Origin of the sequence: Limnohabitans sp. TEGF004, from assembly GCF_027924965.1 — a bacterium.
Taxonomy (GTDB): Bacteria; Pseudomonadota; Gammaproteobacteria; order Burkholderiales; family Burkholderiaceae_C; genus Limnohabitans.
On record NZ_AP027057.1, the window covers coordinates 38,917 to 58,386 of the forward strand.

Here is a 19,470-nt window from a genome sequence, read left to right on the forward strand (position 1 = left end):
TTTGTTGCACACCTTGTTTGTGAGAACTATTAGGTGCGTTTCTATGAAGGAGGTTCCTTATGTTTTCTTGTGGTTCTTGTTTCCATCCTCGTAAAGATCGAGGGTTTCTTAGTTTGCTTCTTGCATTTTTGATGTTGGCAATGCTTAGCGCATGCGGAGGCGGGGGAGGGGCTAGTGGCGGGTTTGAGAATAGAACTTATCCTGTTGGTGGGAGCATCTCTGGTTTGGACGCGGGCGACCAAGTTGTTTTGTTGCTCAACGGAAAGGATCCGTTGACTGTTGCAGCTGATGGCAGCATCACATTCCCAAGTCATATTGCGTATAACGAGCGTTTTAACGTGACTGTTGGGACGCAACCAAGGGGAAAAATCTGCTCTGTGGCCGACAACTCAGGCAGTGGAGTAGTTGTGACAGCAGCCGTAAAGAACTTACGAATTGTTTGTTCGGTAGCAAAATTCACCGTTGGGGGTAACGTGTCTGGTTTAGCCAGTGGTCAGACGGTGGTGTTGGAAAACAACGGGGCAGATTCTTTGTCTGTTCAAGGGAATGGTGATTTTGTTTTTGACACACCAATTGCGTTCAACAGTAGTTACAACGTTACAGTTACTGGTCAACCCACTGGGCAGATGTGTTCAGTCGCAAACAATTCAGGTTTTGGCGCTGGTGTGACGGCTAATGTGCGTGGCGTCAATATTGTTTGCTCCACTAACAACTACACCGTAGGTGGCAGTGTGTCTGGTTTGGCTAGCGCCCAGTCGGTGATCTTGCAAAATAACGGGGCAGATTTTCTGATTGTTCCGGCGAATGGTGATTTTGTTTTTGATACACCGATTGCGTTCAACGGTAGTTATAACGTCATTGTTGCCGCCCAACCTACTGGGCAGGTGTGTTCGGTCGCAAACAACTCTGGTAGTGGTGCCGGTGTAACGGCCAATGTGACCAGTGTGAGTATCGTTTGTGCAAATGCTCCGGCAAGTACCTACACTATTAGTGGAAGCATTATTGGACTTCAAGCCGGAGCGCAGGTCACGCTGAATAACAACGGCACAGACCCGCTTACCGTTTTAGGTAGCGGCAACGGTAGTGCAGCAGTGAGTTTCACATTTTCTACAAGTGTTGCCAGTGGTGCAAGCTACGCCGTGACTGTTGGGACGCAACCAAAGGGCTTCAAATGGTGCTCTGTTACAGCTAACCCTAGCAGTGGTTCGGTGACAAGTAATGTCACGAATGTGGCTGTCTCTTGTGTTGAATCAGCAGCAAGGGCAAGTACGCTTTCCAGCACGGCATCTGCCAACCCAGCCCCAACAGGTGTTGCCGTGGATACGCAAGGTAATGTGTATGTTGCCCAATGGAGAGATGATTCCAATAGCGACCCTAATGTCATTGCGCTTAGTTCTAGCGTGTGGGGCACGGTATCTAAGATCAATACAAGCAATCAACAAACAACGTTTGTGCCAGGGCTTAATGATCCTGTTGGATTGACATTTGATGCAAGCGGAAATCTGTATGTGATTGAGACAAGCTCTACAGTGATCAAGAAAGTCACAAGTGCTGGGGTTGTATCTACGTTTATTGATATAAACGCGATTGATTCGAACATCACTACGCCTGCAGCGATTTACTTTGACAGTCAAACCGACAAGTTTTATGTATCAGACCAGTACGGCTACATCTCCGTCATCACGTCGGCAGGTGCATTGAGTAGATCTATTGCGTTACCTAACTCCCCATCTGTATTAGGTGTCGTAGTTGACGCGAGCGGCAACATTTATGCCAGTGATTACACGAACAGTCTGATCCTGAAGATAGACACCTCAAACAACGTGACGACATTCGTGGGCTCATCGCAGGGCTTTGCAGATGGCACGACAACAAACGCGAAATTTAGTGGACCATATGGCATTACCAAAGACACCAGCGGTAATTTGTATGTGGCGGATCAAGGAAATAACAAGATCCGTAAGATCACAGCGGCAGGAGTTGTTACTACGCTGGCTCCTACACTGAGTTCTGGTGCTGTAGCAACTTTCAACGCGCCCACAGGAATCACAACAGATGCGAATGGGGTGTTGTATGTGACCGAGTATTACGGCCGTAAAGTTAGCAAGATTGTTTCTGTTCAGCCTTAGGAATTGAAGATGTGTGCTGGATAGAGGAATTGATATGAGCGCTAAGGGCGAGGGCTGAGAAGCCTGAACCCTTAGTGGCCTGATTGTGAGGGCACACAGATCGTAAGAATATTGTTCGATTAGGGGGACTGGCAAGGCCCGGTTGCGGCTGGGTTTCGGGTTTCTTTGTTGCTCAAGGAGCCAAGCTGTTGCTTTTTGATTTAGTTAAATTCTTTCAAATACTCAATAAGTTTACTATACTGGCCGTCTATTGGGTGGCTTCTTATGAAAATCGCGAGGCAAAGCATGTCACAAACCACAAATCGTGAAGGTGTTCTACGGTTCTGGAAGCGAGGGCAAATCATCGAGTTAAACAATGTTCCGCCAGACAGGATGTTGCTAGATCTCTTGAGAGAGGATTTGCGCGTATGCGATGCTAAAGAGGGCTGTGCGGCGGGTGATTGTGGCGCCTGTACGGTGGTCATTGCGGATACGGTGGATGGTGAGCATTTAGATTTTCGATCGATCAACAGCTGTATTCGTCCTGCACATGCTATTCATGGAATGGCCTTATGGACGGCAGCCGATCTGGCTCAAGAGGGAATGCTTCATCCAGCACAGGCTGCGATTGTTCAGCGACATGGGACACAGTGTGGATTTTGTACGCCTGGCGTAGTAATGAGTTTATTTTCGCTGTATCAACGTACATGTGCACAGAGTGAGGAGCTTCAGAAATCTCATGTGATCGATGCCTTGTCCGGAAATTTGTGCCGTTGTACGGGCTATCGATCTATCGTTGATGCTGCATTTTCTATGCGTGACTATCCAAAGGTACTTGAGAATGAGAAAGAAATTGCTCATCAGTTAATAACGATTCGGTCTTGTGCGCAAAGTGTTATGAATTATGAGATGCCGACGGAGTTGTCGACATTATTAGAGCTGAGAGCCCAGCATCAGAAGGCTCAGTTGATTGCCGGCGCTACGGATGTTGGCATATGGGTAAAGCAGGGTATGAAACATCTGCCCCACATTATTGATGTGCATCGTGTCAAAGAGTTGCGTGCGATAAAAGTTACTGCCAATCATTTGTGTATAGGTGCGGCCGTGTCGTTGCAAAAGGCCTTTGATGTACTCGCGAAAGAGCGCCCTGTCGTTAAAGCGTTCGCAGCACGTTTTGCTGGGTGGCCTGTACGGCAATCGGGCACGCTAGGCGGCAATATTGCAAATGGCTCACCGATTGGCGACAGCATGCCTCTGCTGTTGTCTTTAGATGCCACAGTGGTGTTGAAAGCGTGGCGCAACTCTAAGGTAATGTCTAGAGAGTTGCCTTTGTCCGAGTTCTATCTGGGCTACAAGAAGACGGTGATGTGGCCTGATGAGGTATTGGTTTGTATCAAGGTTCCTCGGCCATCTGAAGGCGAGTGGTTGGGCTTGTACAAGGTATCGAAGCGACACGAAGACGATATTTCCGCAGTGTGTATGGCCATTCGTATAGAGGGGCATAAGCAAGGACTAGATGTCGTAAGGATTGGTCTTGGCGGCGTGGCGGCAACCCCTGTTCGTGCAATGAGAACGGAGTGCATTTTGCAAGGCCGAGAAGACGAGTATGCGGTTTGGAAAGAAGCGCAAATTGAAATTGCGAATGAATTCGTGCCAATTTCAGATTTACGAGCGAGTGGTGAGTATCGACAAATAGTCTTGGGTAATTTGCTCGAGCGGGCATACCTAGAGCGCACGAAACAAGGCGCGGTACGTTTGGAGGACTTGTCATGAACAGCATAGATACTTTGTTAAAGAGTAGTGACTTTCACGAGAGTGCTGTAGGACATGTCCAAGGGACGGCTCCTTATGTTGATGACATGCCATTAATAGAGGGCACATTGCACGGAGTTGTTGTTTTGAGTTCACGCGCCGCAGGAGCTCTTTCTCATGTGGATTGGGTATGGGCTCAGTCGCAAGAAGGGGTCTCGGGAGTTGTGACTGGGAGCGACATACCAGGGAGCAGCAAATTAGCCACTTATGTGGCGGATGAAAATATCTTTGCAGAGAGCGAAATTGCCTACCACGGTCAAGTGCTAGGACTGGTGGTGGCAAAAAGGCGAGAGGTTGCGGCGCGAGTGGCTAATTCAGTACCGATGCAAATCGATGCCAAGGCCCCCACCTTGGACGCAAGACAAGCATGTGCACAGTCAAGCTTCGTACTGCCAAGTGTTCATTTAGAAAGAGGGGCGCTTGATGCTGGGTGGCAAGAGAGTGTTTATCAGCTATCTGGCAAATTAGAGGTGGGAGGACAAGAGCATTTCTATCTTGAGGGTCAGGTGGCATACGCCATAGCTCAAGCAGACGGACGGTGGGAGATTTATTCCAGCACCCAGCACCCAGGGGAGGTGCAACATTGGGTTGCACATGCGCTGGATATTCCGATGCATCAGGTGCGTGTAATTTGTCGTCGCATGGGTGGGGGGTTTGGGGGAAAAGAGACCCAAGCTGGACACTTGGCTGTATGGGCAGCATTGGCCGCAAACAAGTTCAAAGTGCCCGTGAAAGTACGCTTAGACCGTAAAGATGACATGTTGGTGACAGGAAAACGTCATCCATTCAGTCACGAATGGCATGTGGGTTTTGATGCCGATGGTCGAGTTAAGGCATTCGAATCATTGCAGATGGCGCATTGTGGGCATAGCGCAGATCTGAGTGGCCCAGTTGCAGATCGGGCAATCTTCCATACAGATAACGCATATTGGTTACCTGCAGTCAAGGTGACATCACATCGTTGCAAGATGAATACACAGAGCCATACGGCATTTCGAGGCTTTGGGGGCCCGCAGGGGGTGATTCTGATTGAGACGGTGATGGGAGATGTCGCACGGTGTCTGAAGAAGGACGCCTTAGATGTTCGCTTGCAAAATCTTTATGGAATTCAAGAGCGCAATATTACGCCCTATGGAATGGAGATTGAAGACAACGTCTTAGAAGCACTAATCACGCAACTCGCGACTGATTGCCAGTACCGGGTAAGGCGTGAGGAGATCAAACAATGGAATGCTCAATCGGAAAGTCTTAAGAAAGGATTGGCGTTAACGCCAGTCAAGTTTGGAATCAGTTTCACTGCGACGCAATTTAATCAAGCGGGTGCCTTGGTGAGTGTGTTTACAGATGGCAGCGTTTTGGTGAATCACGGTGGAACCGAAATGGGACAAGGTCTTCATACGAAGGTCTGTCTGGTGGTGGCTCGAACGTTAGGGATCTCCGAGCAGCGTGTTCGTATCAGTGCAAGTGATACTGACAAAGTAGCCAATGCAAGTGCAACGGCTGCTTCTAGTGGAACAGATATGAATGGGAGAGCCGCAGAGTATGCCGCGCTTCGGATTAAAAAGAACATTGCAGATTGCCTTGCCAAAAACGATGGATGTTTTGCGGATGAGGTCACCTTTATTGATGACTCGGTCGTAACGCCACGGCACAAGCGCAGCTTCGAAGAGGCTGTGCAATTTGCTTATAAGCAACGGGTGCAACTGTGGAGTGATGGTTTCTATGCGACGCCGAAGATCAACTACGATCCGAAAACATTGACGGGGCGGCCTTTCTACTATTTCTCTTACGGAGCAGCATGCAGTGAGGTGGCAATTGATCTTCTAACGGGGGAATACAAGCTTCTTAGAACAGACATATTGCATGATGTTGGGAGATCAATACATCCAGAGATTGATATCGGGCAAATCGAGGGAGGGTTTTTGCAAGGCGTTGGATGGTTAACGACCGAAGAGTTGGTGTGGGATCAGGACGGCAAGCTTTTAACGCAAGGAGCGAGTACCTACAAGATTCCGACAGCAGCAGATGTACCAGAGGAATTGACAGTTAGTTTGTGGATGGAAGAGAACCGTGAGGCAAACGTCGGTGGTAGCAAGGCTGTTGGGGAGCCGCCCTTTATGCTTGGGATAAGTGTTTTTGAAGCGTTAAGAGATGCTGTGGGGTCGGTTAGGGATTCGACAACGCCCGTTGAGTTAGATGCTCCCGCAACGCCAGAGCGAGTTCTCAAGGCGGTTACACGTGTTAGAGAAGTGGACTAACTGATGAATATTGAGCGCAAAAAGAAAAGAGGGTGGCGCGCAAATTTGTTGTGGTTTGCAGATGCAGCTAAGAAAGAGCTTTCGTACTTACAAGATGGGCTATTGATAACAGCTGAAGGTGCCGATGGGGTTGTCCGTATTGAAGCGTTGGGCGCCTATCAAGAGGTTCGACAAAAGTATTGCGATGTGAGTGTGACGCATTGGCCAGATCGTTGCATAGCCCCTGGCTTTATTGATTTACATGTTCATTATTCTCAAACGGACGTGATTGCATCGCCTGCACAAGGGCTTCTTCCCTGGTTGGAGCAGTACACATTTCCGCATGAGAAGAGGTTCTCTGAGATTGATTACGCGAGTTCGGTTGCTCGATATTTCTTAGATGAATTGCAAAGAAACGGAGTAACAACAGCGCTTTGTTTTGCGACTTCACATGTTGAGTCGGTTGACGCATTGATGCAAGAAGCTCAAGCGAGAAGACTTCGAATGATTACGGGGAAGGTTTTGCAAAACCGATTCAGTCCGGATGGGTTACGAGATGTAGATACTGCTCAGAGCTTGCAACAAACCCAAAGCTTGATTGATAAGTGGCATAAGAAAGACCGGCTTGGATATGCCATCACCCCTCGATTTGCGCCGACTAGTTCAGAACGACAACTACGCGGGTGCGGGGAGTTGGCGCAACAATATCCGGATGTGTGGGTACAGTCCCACGCGGCTGAAAACAAAGACGAGATTCGATGGGTAAAGGAGCTCTATCCAAAAGCGCGCAGTTACATAGATGTCTACGATCAAGCTGGTTTGTTGAGACAACGAGCTATTTATGCGCACTGTGTGCACATAGATGGGGAAGATCGTGTCCGATTGGCTGACGTTGGGGCGTCAATTGCCTGTAGTCCTACCAGTAACTTATTTCTTGGTAGTGGTTTTTTCGATTTCGCGGGTGCAGACGAGGCGGGTGTGAAGTATGGTCTAGCGAGCGATGTCGGTGGGGGAACAAGCTTCTCGCCATTTGTCACCATGCATGCGGCTTATACCGTAGCTCTCCAAGATTCTGGGCGAAGAAGTCATAGTTTGTCCCCTCATGACTTGTGGTGGATGCACACAGCAGGAGCAGCCCAATGCTTAGGATTGGAGGGCATTGTTGGGAATTTATTGCCAGGGTGTGAAGCGGATTTCGTTGTTATAAATCCATCGGCAACGGAGTTGCTGAAACGGCGGACCACTCAAGCCGAGTCTTTAGAGGAATGGTTGTTCGCGATGATTGTTTTAGGTGATGATCGACTGATCTGTCGCACGGTTATCCAAGGCGATGATTGCGCAGAGGTGGGGCAGGCCTATTGGCCAGAGATATAGAGATGATCTCTGAAGAATATGTCATGGATTTTGTGTAGAACGGAGCTGCACTTTGAGAGACCATTGTTCCTGCTAGAGCCCAACTACTTTATTACGACATGCAACAGAGTCAATCTCCGTGTCCTCACACCTAGTAGATGCAACTTCCCATTGAAGCTCTCGATGTAGCCGTTTTGCATGGGGCGTCCTGGTTGAATCAAGATATGCCTCACACCATGCGCCGTTGCCCAAGCCATAAAAGCTCGGCTCGTGAACTCAGGGCCGTTGTCTGTTCGTACTGCTAGCGGTTAAGCAAGATCTGCTTCATCACAACTAACATCTGCGGTATCGAGACCATCCTGGTCGCCAGGATTAATAAAGATAGGTGACTCTTGGATTGCTCATCGGCAAATTGTGTGGTCTTCATATCCGTAATACGCCAGAATTAACGGACTTACTGCCTTGGTATGTATGGCTGGGACGTCTCGCCACCTTTTAAATTGCGCAACCAGGCTGCACTACGCACTCTAAAAGTGTGAATGCCGCTAATTTTGATCGCCTAAGACAAAAGGCCGCATATAGCGGCCTTTTCATTTGATGCATCTGGAAGAAATCTTCAGCTTGTTAGCGCCCAGAGCACATATCCCAATCTACTTCTACGAGACTAATATAGCACAATAGAAAACATTAATTAATACAAGGACAAGAATATGAATGAAATGCACTACAGGCTAGCTCTGGACCTCGGTTCCACATCTCTTGGCTGGGCCATGGTCAGGCTCAATGCAGAAAACCAACCCTGCGCCATCATCAAAGCTGGTGTTCGCATTTTTAGCGACGGACGCAACCCAAAAGACGGTTCGTCACTTGCCGTGACACGGCGCGAAGCTCGTGCCATGCGCCGCCGCCGCGATAGATTGCTCAAGCGCAAAGCGCGCATGATGAAGACACTCATCACTCACGGTTTCTTTCCGCAAGACGAAGAAGATCGCAAACTATTGGAACGATCTGACCCATTCGCACTACGCGCCAAGGGTCTAGACCAGGCGCTCAGAGCTGACGAGTTCGCGCGAGCGCTCTTTCACATCAACCAAAGACGTGGCTTTAAAAGCAACCGCAAAATAGACAAAGAAGAAAACGACAGCGGCGCATTAAAAACTGCCATCAGCCAATTACGGCAGGCAATGGAAGCAACACAATGCCGCACCGTGGGCGAATGGCTCAATATGCGTCATCAGTCAGGTCTATCGGTACGCGCACGCTATCGCCAACACATGGTGCACCGCGAAGACGGCAAAACCAAAACAGAAATGCGTTACGACCTCTACATTGATCGAGCCATGATTGAAAACGAGTTTGATGCACTATGGCAGAAGCAATCCGAACTCAACCCAAAGCTATTTAACGAAATTGCACGCGCTGAACTCAAAGACTGCTTGCTACATCAACGCCCACTCAAACCTGTCAAGCCTGGCCGATGCACGCTCATGTCCGAAGAGGAGCGTGCGCCGTTAGCTTTGCCTAGTCAACAACGTTTTCGGATTTACCAAGAAGTCAATAACCTGCGCTTGTTGAAAGAAGGGCTGAGTGAGCAAGCCCTCACGCTAGAGCAACGCAACCAAATCATTCAAGCACTTGAAGGCAATACGAAGCGAACATTCACACAGATCAAAAAACTCATTGGGTTTTCGGGTGGCTTTAACCTTGAAGATGAAGAACGCACAGAGCTCAAAGGCAACAGCACGAGTGCAATGCTAAGCAAGAAAGATTTGTTTGGTCCTGCATGGTTTGAGCTGAGTGAAGATCAACAAGACCGCATCGTGATGCAGCTTGTCAAAGAAGAAAACGAAGCCACTCTGGTGCGTTGGTTGCAAGAAAACACGGGCATCGACGAGGCCACAGCAGAACGCGTGGCAAACACCAACTTAGCAGAAGGCTACGGCAGCCTTTGCGCCAATGCACTGCAAAAAATATTGCCTGCACTCAAAGCCGAGGTCATCACCTATGATAAAGCTGTGCTGGCTGCAGGCTTTGACCACCATAGCAACATCAGCCATGCCCGCACAGGCGAAATACTACCGAGCCTGCCCTACTACGGCGAATACTTGCAGCGCCATGTTGGCTTTGGAACAGGCAAGCCCGAAGACACGCCAGAGAAGCGTTACGGCAAGATTGCCAACCCCACCGTACACATTGGGCTGAATCAAATTCGCACGGTGGTGAACGCCTTGCTCAAACGCTACGGCCACCCTAGTGAAGTCATCATTGAGCTGGCCCGTGATTTGAAGCAAAGCCAAGAGCAACGCAAAAAAGAACAACAGCGCCAAGCAGCTAACCAAAAGCGCAACCAACGTATGCGCGAAGACATTACAGCACTGCTACACATCAGCGCTGAACGTGTCAAAACTGCTGACCTTCAAAAAATGATTTTGTGGGAAGAGTTGAGTTTCAACGTGGCCGACCGACGCTGCCCCTACAGCGGTGTGCAAATTAGCGCGCAAATGCTGTTTAGCGACCAAGTGGAAATTGAGCACATCTTGCCTTTCTCAGCAACCTTGGATGACAGCCTAAGCAACAAGACAGTGGCCATGCGTCAAGCCAACCGCATCAAAGGCAACCGCAACCCTTGGCAAGCCAAAGATGACTTTGCTAAACAAGGCTGGGCTACAGAAGACATGCTGGCACGCGCAGAACTGATGCCAACAAACAAACGCTATCGCTTTAGCGAAACCGGCTACGCACAGTGGCTGCGTGATGACAAAGGCTTTTTAGCGCGCGCACTGAACGATACGCGCCACCTTAGCCGCGTGGCCAAGGAATACATGAGCCTTATCTGCCCTCAAGACACGCGTGCTGTGCCTGGCCAGTTGACCGCCATGCTGCGTGGCAAGTTTGGGCTGAACAACATACTTGGCCTAGATGGTGAGAAAAACCGCAATGACCACAGACACCACGCGGTAGATGCATGCGTCATTGCCGTGACCGACCAAGGCATGCTGCAACGCTTTGCACAAGCAAGCGCCTGCGCACGCCAACAACAACTCGGCAAACTGGTAGACAACATGCCGATGCCTTGGCCTACCTACCGAGAGCATGTACAACGTGCCATCGAGCACATTTGGGTCAGTCATAAGCCTGATCATGGCCACGAGGGGGCCATGCACAACGACACAGCCTATGGTTTAGGTGCAAATGGCAAAGTACGCGTACACAAAATGGTGGATGGCGTTCGCACTTTGGAGGAAAGCTCACTCAAAGTCATTGCATTTAGTGAACCCAAAGCATCAGCACGTCATGGCGTCTTACCCACTGGCGAAGCCAAACCCTACAAAGGCTACAAAGGCGACAGCAATTACTGCATTGAAATTGTGCGCAACGAAAAAGGTAAGTGGGAAGGAGAGGTTGTTTCTACCTTCGAGGCATATCAAATAGTTCGACAGCACGGCTTATCGAAACTACGTCATCCAACCCTAAGCATCAGAAATAAACCACTCGTCATGCGTTTATTGATTGATGACGTTGTGAAATTAAGCACACCAGACAAAAGCAACTATGTTGGACGCATCGCAACGATCAGCGGAAATGGTCAAATATTTATGGCCCCACACAATGAGGCTAATGTAGATGCGCGAAATCGAAGCAAAGAGGATGTGTTTTCTTACATTTCGAAAATGGCCGGATCACTACAAAAAGCAACCGGCCGCCGCGTCAGCATCTCACCCATCGGCGAACTCAAAGACCCAGGCTTTCAAGGCTAAGCATGCAAGGCCGCATCGTTGAAGTTGCCGATGACCGCAGACACCTGTCGGTCTATCGCGGCTTCATGCTGGTGCACAGCACAGGTGATGACCGCCAAGAGATAGGCCGCGTAGCACTGGACGACATGGCAGCGCTGATAGCCAGCGCGCACGGCATCAGCTACACCAACAACTTGCTGGTAGCACTGGCCGAACGAGGTGTGCCTTTTGTACTGTGCGCGGCTAATCACAAACCTGTTGGCATGTTGTGGCCTTTAGATGGCCACCACCTTCAAGCCCACCGGTTTGATGGACAAATTGCCTGCACATTGCCTACTAAAAAGCGTTTGTGGGCTAGCCTTGTCAAGGCCAAACTGTTGCAACAAGCAGCGTTACTAGAAGCCACGGGCGTAGCTGCTGCGCCTTTAAAAAAATTGGCAAAAAACGTACGCAGTGGTGATCCTGAAAACTTTGAGGCCCAAGGCGCACGCAAATATTGGGGTCTACTATTTGGTACTTTGTTTAGGCGCGATCAAGAAGCTGACGGGCTCAATGCCCTGCTGAACTATGGCTACACCGTGCTGCGCGCCGCTACGGCCCGTGCAGTAGTGGCCGCAGGTTTGCACCCAAGCATTGGGCTGCACCATAGCCATGACAACAATGCCATGCGATTGGTGGATGACTTGATGGAGCCATTTAGGCCTGTAGTCGATTGGACCGTTTGGCAACTGCAACATAACCAACCATGTCACATCAACCCAGAGACTAAACGTGCCTTGATCAAAAGCCTATACCTTGACCTTGCCACGCCTACGGGCAATACACCTGTACTGGTGGCTATACAAAAACTGGCTACATCTTTTGCGCAAGTGCTGACCAACGAGCGCACGGTACTTGACCTGCCACACCCATGTGTGCCCGCAGCACATGTGCAGGACATGCGCGATTAATTCACAACATGCTGAGCGGATATCGACTGATGTGGATGCTGGTGATGTTTGATTTACCCGTGATGACCAAGCCTGAACGCAAAGCAGCCAATGAATTCCGACTCAATTTGTTAGACATGGGTTTTCTGCGCAGCCAGCTGAGTGTTTACATGCGCTTTTGCACTAGCCACACGCAAGTGCAAACCTATTGCCAACGTGTAGAACAAGCGCTGCCGCTAGGAGGACAAGTGAACATCTTGCAAATGACCGATAAACAGTACGAACGAATCATTAGCTTTCAAGGTCGCAAAGCCATGCCCGCGAAAAAGACGCCAGATCAGTTTGATTTGTTTTGAATCAGCTGGTTTTCTTGAACGCCAAAAAGCAAATAACCCTTGTAAAACAAGAGGTTATTTGCTGGAACAGTCTAGACGATTGGGATATGTGCTCTAGCCGGAACTTGCGAATCATCGCTAGTGTGAGTGGCCGTAGTCTAGACGATTGGGATATGTGCTCTAGCCGGAACAGAATGCGTTGATGACCACGCCGCGTTTTTAGTCTAGACGATTGGGATATGTGCTCTAGCCGGAACCAGCTCGACATGTTCTATGACATGTTCACCAGTCTAGACGATTGGGATATGTGCTCTAGCCGGAACCTGATAAAGCTACTAAACGAAAAAGTTGTGAGTCTAGACGATTGGGATATGTGCTCTAGCCGGAACCTTAGCGGTCGTCAAAACAACACTGTGGTGAGTCTAGACGATTGGGATATGTGCTCTAGCCGGAACTCACTGGAGTTTCTTAAATGAAAGGCCGCGAGTCTAGACGATTGGGATATGTGCTCTAGCCGGAACTAGCCATGTCCGCAGGGATTTTGGGCTTCGAGTCTAGACGATTGGGATATGTGCTCTAGCCGGAACTCAATTGCTGGGTTAACACAGGCGTTGGCCAGTCTAGACGATTGGGATATGTGCTCTAGCCGGAACTACGTCAAAGAACTCATTCAGGACATGAGTAGTCTAGACGATTGGGATATGTGCTCTAGCCGGAACCTGTCTGACGTGCCTCACAAATCCACGCGCAGTCTAGACGATTGGGATATGTGCTCTAGCCGGAACTTGAACGAGTTGTACTCGCGCGTACCAACGAGTCTAGACGATTGGGATATGTGCTCTAGCCGGAACTGCCAATCAAATTCGCGCATGGCCTCATCGAGTCTAGACGATTGGGATATGTGCTCTAGCCGGAACGAAAGCTCATAGACTCCCCCGGCTACTGCGAGTCTAGACGATTGGGATATGTGCTCTAGCCGGAACTGCAAATTATTCGTCCTAAAAAGAGGGATGAGTCTAGACGATTGGGATATGTGCTCTAGCCGGAACTAGTCGCGGCGGATTTCATTGCTTAGGTCAAGTCTAGACGATTGGGATATGTGCTCTAGCCGGAACAGGAGGAAGAGCGAGCATCAATTGTCGATGAGTCTAGACGATTGGGATATGTGCTCTAGCCGGAACTCCAAGAGCGCATTGCTGTGATGGTTAAAGAAGTCTAGACGATTGGGATATGTGCTCTAGCCGGAACCTTGGCCTCAAGTTGGTCATTGACTACGACAGTCTAGACGATTGGGATATGTGCTCTAGCCGGAACGCCAGCTTCTTAGCAGTCAATTGCACACCGAGTCTAGACGATTGGGATATGTGCTCTAGCCGGAACTCGGTCTACGGCTGCATGCTTGCGTGAATTAGTCTAGACGATTGGGATATGTGCTCTAGCCGGAACGCGCAATCCAGGCGATAAGAAGCGCGAGGGAGTCTAGACGATTGGGATATGTGCTCTAGCCGGAACTCAGTCTCCACACATCCGAGAAGCTGCTTCAGTCTAGACGATTGGGATATGTGCTCTAGCCGGAACAGGGGCTCCGCGTTTACCTGAGCCAAAAGCAGTCTAGACGATTGGGATATGTGCTCTAGCCGGAACAATTGACTTGGTCGGCGTTTTTCCAATGTAAGTCTAGACGATTGGGATATGTGCTCTAGCCGGAACTTGGTATATGTCGCCCATGCTCTCCACGCTAGTCTAGACGATTGGGATATGTGCTCTAGCCGGAACAGAGGCCCCGCGTTTACCTGAGCCAAAAGCAGTCTAGACGATTGGGATATGTGCTCTAGCCGGAACTGGTACTTGCTTGGGTTGTCATGCCAGAGAAGTCTAGACGATTGGGATATGTGCTCTAGCCGGAACTTGACAGTCGCACAAGAGCGTCAGGCTATTAGTCTAGACGATTGGGATATGTGCTCTAGCCGGAACCGCCAAGCGAAAACCTACGAAGATTTCAGCCGATCTACCTAAGATAATCTGAATTATCTTAGGCTCAAATTTCAGCACCAATTCGGCTCTTCGCCGCTAATCTTGAGGCCTCCTTTTTATCTCGGCAAGCCGAGATGCACCTTGATTGCGTCTTCGACGGCCAGCAGATCGGCCTTTACCAGGCTTCCCAATTGGTTTTTTAGCCTGGCTTTGTCTGCTGCCATGATTTGGTCCGCCATGGCTTTGCTGGCTTGCCCTGCAATGGCCACAACAGCTTCGCCTGGGTAGGTCTTGCCTGTGTTGCTTGTCAGTGGCACCACCACCACTCTGGCCAGGTTTCGATTTGCGGCATCGTTGCTGACGATGACCGCTGGGCGGGTCTTCTTGATTTCCGTGCCCACCGATGGATCAAACTCAACCCACCAGACTTCACCGCGCTTCATTGGCCATGTCCTTAGCGAGCGCGTTGGTCCATTCCATAGCTTCGGCTTCACGGGCCTGGTCTTGGGCCATGGCCTTGTATCCGTCATCCAGTGACTTGCCCAGGACGTGAGGGCGCAACAAGTCTTCGATGAATTGGCTCATCTTCCGCTTGCCAATGGTGCGCCACAGCCCTTCGTAGACCGCCTCATCCAGCGTGATCGTCATCTTCTTGTGCATTATTGCTCCTTGAATACGTTATACGTATACATTGTAGGCTCAGATGCCCAAAAAAAGCAAGCCTATATCACTGCGCTCGCTTCCAAGAGCCTCAGCGGGTTAGACGTGCTTTAAATTCCGTTATCTACAGCGATCCCTAATTAGTCTAGAAGATTGGGATATGTGCTCTAGCCGGAACGTAGGGGGCAAAGTGGACGCTGATTGATTTTCTGAAGGATTAGGACCGCGTCAAGAAAACCACGTAGCCATTCCATGTCGACAGGTTTTCTCATATATTGAACACCGTCAGGGAGACCACCTTCTGCGATAACTTCATCGTGGCTTAAGCCGCTCATTGCGACAACCGCTATGTCTCGATAAAGTCCGTGCTTACTCAGTGACTTCAGAAATTCGAAGCCATTCATATGAGGCATCCGTAAATCTGTGAGTATGACGTGCGGCTTCCAGCTTGTTAAATCTAGCAATGCATCTACGGCTGACTCGTAAAGAAGTGCATCGACTACCATACCCCATTGTTCAAATGAGGCCTTAAGCATCAACCGAGTTGTTTCGTCGTCATCAATGATGAGTATGCGCATCATGCCGCGATGGGGATTCATAGATGACGTTGAGGGTAAGTTGTGTTGGAGTTGGTATTTACGAATTGATGCTAGGGAGATTCGTCGATGACCGCCTTGTGTTTTCCAAGCGACCAGCTCATTCTTCTCTACGAGTGCCTGAACAGTCCCGACGGACAAGTCGAGTAGATTAGAAGCATAACTTGTACCGCAATAGTCGTCATGTGATTCACTTAGCGAATGTTCTTTCATATGCTTTCTTTGAAGTATGGACTGCCAATATTGTATTCTTAACCCATAGATTTATGAGTCATTTATGGCTATTTTTTGACATTTCCAACACAAGCGCGAGAATTGCCTTTGCAATGTTGGCATTCACGTGAGCAAACCCAATTTCGTTATGTGATCTGAAAATGCCTAATAGCGTTGATACCGAGCTGTGTGCTAGCAGCAACGTGTCGTCGTTCTGCCTCAGACGAATGCCTAACTTATTGAAGAAGTCGCAATGTGGTGGAGCTCAACAATGCTCATGATTCAGATGCTGAAAGCTGAGTAGGTGTTTATATAGATCATATCTTCTGGCTTGAGCGGTAACTCGGCCATCATCGCGCTTGCTAATTCAGGGGTGCGGAAACGAGGACTTTGCGAACCTTATGACTGCCGTAATCTGATACATACAAATAGCCAAAAGAGTCAATTGCTAAACCTGATGGGAGGTTGAAGCGCGCACTACTGCCATCGCCATCAGACGTTCCAGGTGCGCCAATGACACCGGCCAATGTAGATATATTGCCAGTTGGGGTGATTTTGCGAATGACATGGTTTCCCTGGTCAGCTACAAAAATATTGTCATTCTTGTCTGTGATGATTCCGAAAGGTTGGTTCAGATTTGCTTGCCCATTCAGTGAAATTGTGAGACTAGTAACAAGGAAATTGGAACCAGACTTGGTGATCTTCCAAATTTTGTTTAAGTTGTAATCTGTGACAAGAATATTGCCATGGCTATCAAGAGCAATACCTTGCGGACGGCTGTCGCTTGGGAAGGCAATTGTTTGAGTTACACCACCAGAGATGATGTACAGAGATCCAAAGAAATCGGCGACATAAAGTGCGCCGGTGTTCCCATCGAAATAGATGGCATTTGGGGTCGCATTTGGAATGTCGACGAGGGGAGATTTGATTTTGGTACTAAGTGGAATTCTATAAACTACGGTGTCATCAGTTGAAGCAACGTACAAATTTGAATTCTTATCAAGTGCAAGGCCTACTGGTGCGGAGAACCCAGCCGCAAATGCGGTTTCTTGATTATTAGTATCAATTCTCCGGATAGTATCGTAGTAATTAGAAACTACATGATTGTCCGCATCTGGCTGATCATCGCGCCATTGCGCAACGTACAGATTTCCCGAATTGTCTGTTGCCAATCCGATTGGGTTTGGATTCTCAGATTCAGCGCCGCCAACAAGAGTGGTTACTTGAGCTAGTCTAGTGGGTGAGATTAGTGCGGAAACGGCTCCTACTTGCAGTGCTGATATGGCATTGATTCCAGTAGCCTCGGCACTCGTCTGGCCGCCCCCGCCACAGCCGATAAGGAATGCTATTGACGTAGCTATGACTGTCAATTGCGCAATATTTTTCATGAGGAGCCTTGTGGAGATAGACGGAAGTGATGGTGCTCAACCACACATGCAGAGAAAGGGGAGTACATCACTTGATGTAGCTCACCTAATATTAACACAAAAACATCATAAAAGGGTTTTCAAAAAATATATTAGAATTACTTTAGGGCCCATGGAGTTGCTCATTAAAGTGCCTTGACACGGTGTCTGATCTGTTTGATGCCATTCAGCAGAAGTCAAATCGAACAACTGATAGTGTCTGGTAGGCATAGAATCGATGACTAAAGGGGTGTCTTGGATATGAAATTCTCTGCTACCGAAGAAACAAACTACCCTAGTCGGTTGTTGAAATTACAAAGAACTTTCTTGTATTTGTTTTATACGTCGGTCCCTCGGAAACTGAGGACGAAGGAGAATATTTTTTTCCTTTGTTTTTCGAGTTCGGCATTATTCTTTTTGTTGTTTTTCATTGGCCCTGTTCTTTGGGTGATTAACCAAGAGCGTTCATCAATTTCCGCCTTTATATGTTCCTTTTTCATCTTCATTAGTATGATTATGTGGAAGCGTGGCAGTTCGCTTGTTCTGGTGCATCTTATTTATCAAGGTTCGTTATTAGGAGTTATTCTCTATAATGCCTATTATCTGGGCGGTGTTACATCATCAGTCATGGTATGGATGGGGCTAGTTCCAATTCTCCCTATTTTTCTTATGTCTAGGGAGTGGGGTTATGGGTGGCTAGTAGGCTCTATTGCAATTGTCTTGGGTATGTTGCAATTGCAGACAAACGGCCATATCCCGATGAGGTTGGGAGATACGATTGATGATTTATATTTGAGCACATTAATGATAGGAATGCTGAGTCTTACTCAAATGATCTTAGTAAGTACGTATGACACGGCAAGCTGGACGATGTTTCAGCAAATCACAAAGAAAAATGAGGCTCTACAAGCGCTCTCTAGAAAATTGGAAATAGCAAGTTCCCATAAAGATACATTTCTTGCGACTGTTAGTCATGAGATGCGTACACCGTTGAACGCAGTATTCGGGTTTCTCAATATTATTGAGAGAACAGATCATTTGCCATCTGAGGTCTACGGATTTGTCAAACACGCGAAGAACTCCTCATCACATTTACTAACTGTTATTAATGACCTATTAGATTTCTCCCAAATGCAGCAAGGCCGATTGGTACTTGCTCCTCAGGTGGTCCATCTAAAGCAAACCGTGTATCAAATACATGCGGCTTTACAAAGCCGAGCAGCCGAGAAAGATCTGAAGTACAGCCTTGAATTCATAGGCGAGATCCCTCAATATGTTAAGTTGGATCCTCATCGGTTAACTCAAATTCTCCTTAATTTGCTTGGGAATGCGGTGAAGTTCACGAATCAGGGTGGTGTGAGAACGGAGATTCGTGTCTTTTCGGCTGTTGATGTGAAGCACAGCAATGACGTTACGTTTGAGATCGTGGTCTCGGATACTGGAATCGGGATCTCTGAGCATCAGATCGGAAAAGTATTTGAACCATTTGTTCAAATCAAAGAACAGGACCATATTGAGTCCGATTATTCATTAAGGGGTAACGGACTTGGTCTCTCGATTACAAGAAGTCTTGTTCTATTGCAAGGTGGGGTGATAGACGTCCAAAGTAAGAAGGGAGAGGGTTCGGCGTTTCGTGTGTGTTTGCCGGTTCATGTTGAGCAGGCGCCAAACTCTCTGCGTGATAAGTCTGAGCCCAGCGCGAATCCAATTGAAATAAATCTTCTGGTTGTGGATGATCACCAAATGAACCGAATGGTAGTAAGCAACCTAGTTAAAAAGTTCTTCCCTAATGCAACTATTACAGAAGCAAAAAATGGAACAGAAGCGTTGACGAAGATGCGCTCAGAACTCTTCGATTTAGTACTAATGGACCTGATCATGCCTGATTTAACAGGGACGGAAGTTGTTGAGATCATTCGTAAGGAGGCCGCTCCTTATTCAGATGTCAATGTCGTTGCTTTAACTGCTAATTTGGCTAATGAAGCGTTGCATGAGTGTAATCGTGTTCACATGCAAGGCGTCTTGCCTAAGCCTATAGATCTTGGTTTACTTGTGCAGACGATTACACAGTTTGGAATGCCCAAAGATCTGAAAGAAATTCACTGATGTA

General features: G+C 48.4%; 12 protein-coding genes, 1 pseudogene and 1 CRISPR repeat array. Of the genes and pseudogenes, 8 read left to right on the forward strand and 5 right to left on the reverse strand.

The window, feature by feature from the left end:
* Window positions 1-59 precede the first annotated feature (59 nt).
* From LINBF2_RS13075 to guaD, 4 genes are all read left to right on the forward strand, one after another.
* Entirely contained in the window at window positions 60-2,129 is a 2,070-nt protein-coding gene (locus tag LINBF2_RS13075; RefSeq protein ID WP_281891451.1) for a hypothetical protein, read from the forward strand.
* Window positions 2,130-2,414: 285 nt separating this feature from the next.
* Window positions 2,415-3,881 (forward strand): xanthine dehydrogenase small subunit, encoded by a 1,467-nt coding sequence (xdhA, locus tag LINBF2_RS13080; protein WP_281891452.1) that lies wholly within the window; start codon window positions 2,415-2,417, stop codon window positions 3,879-3,881.
* A complete protein-coding gene (gene xdhB, locus LINBF2_RS13085; protein WP_281891453.1) occupies window positions 3,878-6,178 on the forward strand; it encodes a xanthine dehydrogenase molybdopterin binding subunit in 2,301 nt (766 codons plus the stop codon). Before xdhA ends, xdhB begins: the two co-directional genes overlap by 4 nt.
* A gap of 3 nt (window positions 6,179-6,181) precedes the next feature.
* Window positions 6,182-7,531, forward strand: a complete 1,350-nt coding sequence (gene guaD, locus LINBF2_RS13090; protein WP_281891454.1) for a guanine deaminase — start codon at window positions 6,182-6,184, stop codon at window positions 7,529-7,531.
* Between the two features lie 143 nt (window positions 7,532-7,674).
* Here guaD and LINBF2_RS13095 read toward each other — a convergent pair.
* A pseudogene (locus LINBF2_RS13095) lies at window positions 7,675-7,809 on the reverse strand (integrase core domain-containing protein); the annotation flags it as partial.
* 411 nt (window positions 7,810-8,220) lie between these two features.
* Here LINBF2_RS13095 and cas9 point away from each other — a divergent pair.
* The 3 genes from cas9 to cas2 are packed head-to-tail and all read left to right on the forward strand — an operon-like array spanning window position 8,221 to window position 12,532.
* Window positions 8,221-11,268 carry a type II CRISPR RNA-guided endonuclease Cas9 gene (cas9, locus tag LINBF2_RS13100; protein ID WP_281891455.1) on the forward strand — a complete coding sequence of 1,016 codons (3,048 nt, stop codon included), beginning with the start codon at window positions 8,221-8,223 and terminating at the stop codon, window positions 11,266-11,268.
* A 2-nt stretch (window positions 11,269-11,270) separates the two neighbouring features.
* Entirely contained in the window at window positions 11,271-12,197 is a 927-nt protein-coding gene (cas1, locus tag LINBF2_RS13105; protein WP_281891456.1) for a type II CRISPR-associated endonuclease Cas1, read from the forward strand.
* A gap of 8 nt (window positions 12,198-12,205) precedes the next feature.
* Complete coding sequence (gene cas2 / locus LINBF2_RS13110) at window positions 12,206-12,532, forward strand: CRISPR-associated endonuclease Cas2 (RefSeq protein ID WP_281891457.1); 327 nt, start codon at window positions 12,206-12,208, stop codon at window positions 12,530-12,532.
* Window positions 12,533-12,600: 68 nt separating this feature from the next.
* A CRISPR array of direct repeats spans window positions 12,601-14,485; the repeat unit is 36 nt; unit sequence AGTCTAGACGATTGGGATATGTGCTCTAGCCGGAAC.
* A 116-nt stretch (window positions 14,486-14,601) separates the two neighbouring features.
* Here cas2 and LINBF2_RS13115 read toward each other — a convergent pair.
* The 4 genes from LINBF2_RS13115 to LINBF2_RS13130 all read right to left on the reverse strand — a co-directional run bounded on the left by LINBF2_RS13115 (window position 14,602) and on the right by LINBF2_RS13130 (window position 17,342).
* On the reverse strand, window positions 14,602-14,928 hold the full coding sequence (locus tag LINBF2_RS13115; RefSeq protein ID WP_281891458.1) for a type II toxin-antitoxin system PemK/MazF family toxin: 327 nt from the start codon (window positions 14,926-14,928) through the stop codon (window positions 14,602-14,604).
* Entirely contained in the window at window positions 14,915-15,145 is a 231-nt protein-coding gene (locus LINBF2_RS13120; RefSeq protein ID WP_108403049.1) for an addiction module antitoxin, read from the reverse strand. Before LINBF2_RS13120 ends, LINBF2_RS13115 begins: the two co-directional genes overlap by 14 nt.
* A 167-nt stretch (window positions 15,146-15,312) precedes the next feature.
* A complete protein-coding gene (locus LINBF2_RS13125) occupies window positions 15,313-15,954 on the reverse strand; it encodes a response regulator (RefSeq protein WP_281891459.1) in 642 nt (213 codons plus the stop codon).
* A 362-nt stretch (window positions 15,955-16,316) separates the two neighbouring features.
* Window positions 16,317-17,342, reverse strand: coding sequence for a hypothetical protein (locus LINBF2_RS13130; RefSeq protein WP_281891460.1), 1,026 nt, complete (start codon window positions 17,340-17,342; stop codon window positions 16,317-16,319).
* A gap of 279 nt (window positions 17,343-17,621) precedes the next feature.
* Between LINBF2_RS13130 and LINBF2_RS13135 the strand changes: the two genes are divergently transcribed.
* On the forward strand, window positions 17,622-19,466 hold the full coding sequence (locus LINBF2_RS13135) for an ATP-binding protein (protein WP_281891461.1): 1,845 nt from the start codon (window positions 17,622-17,624) through the stop codon (window positions 19,464-19,466).
* The last annotated feature ends 4 nt before the right edge of the window (window positions 19,467-19,470 follow it).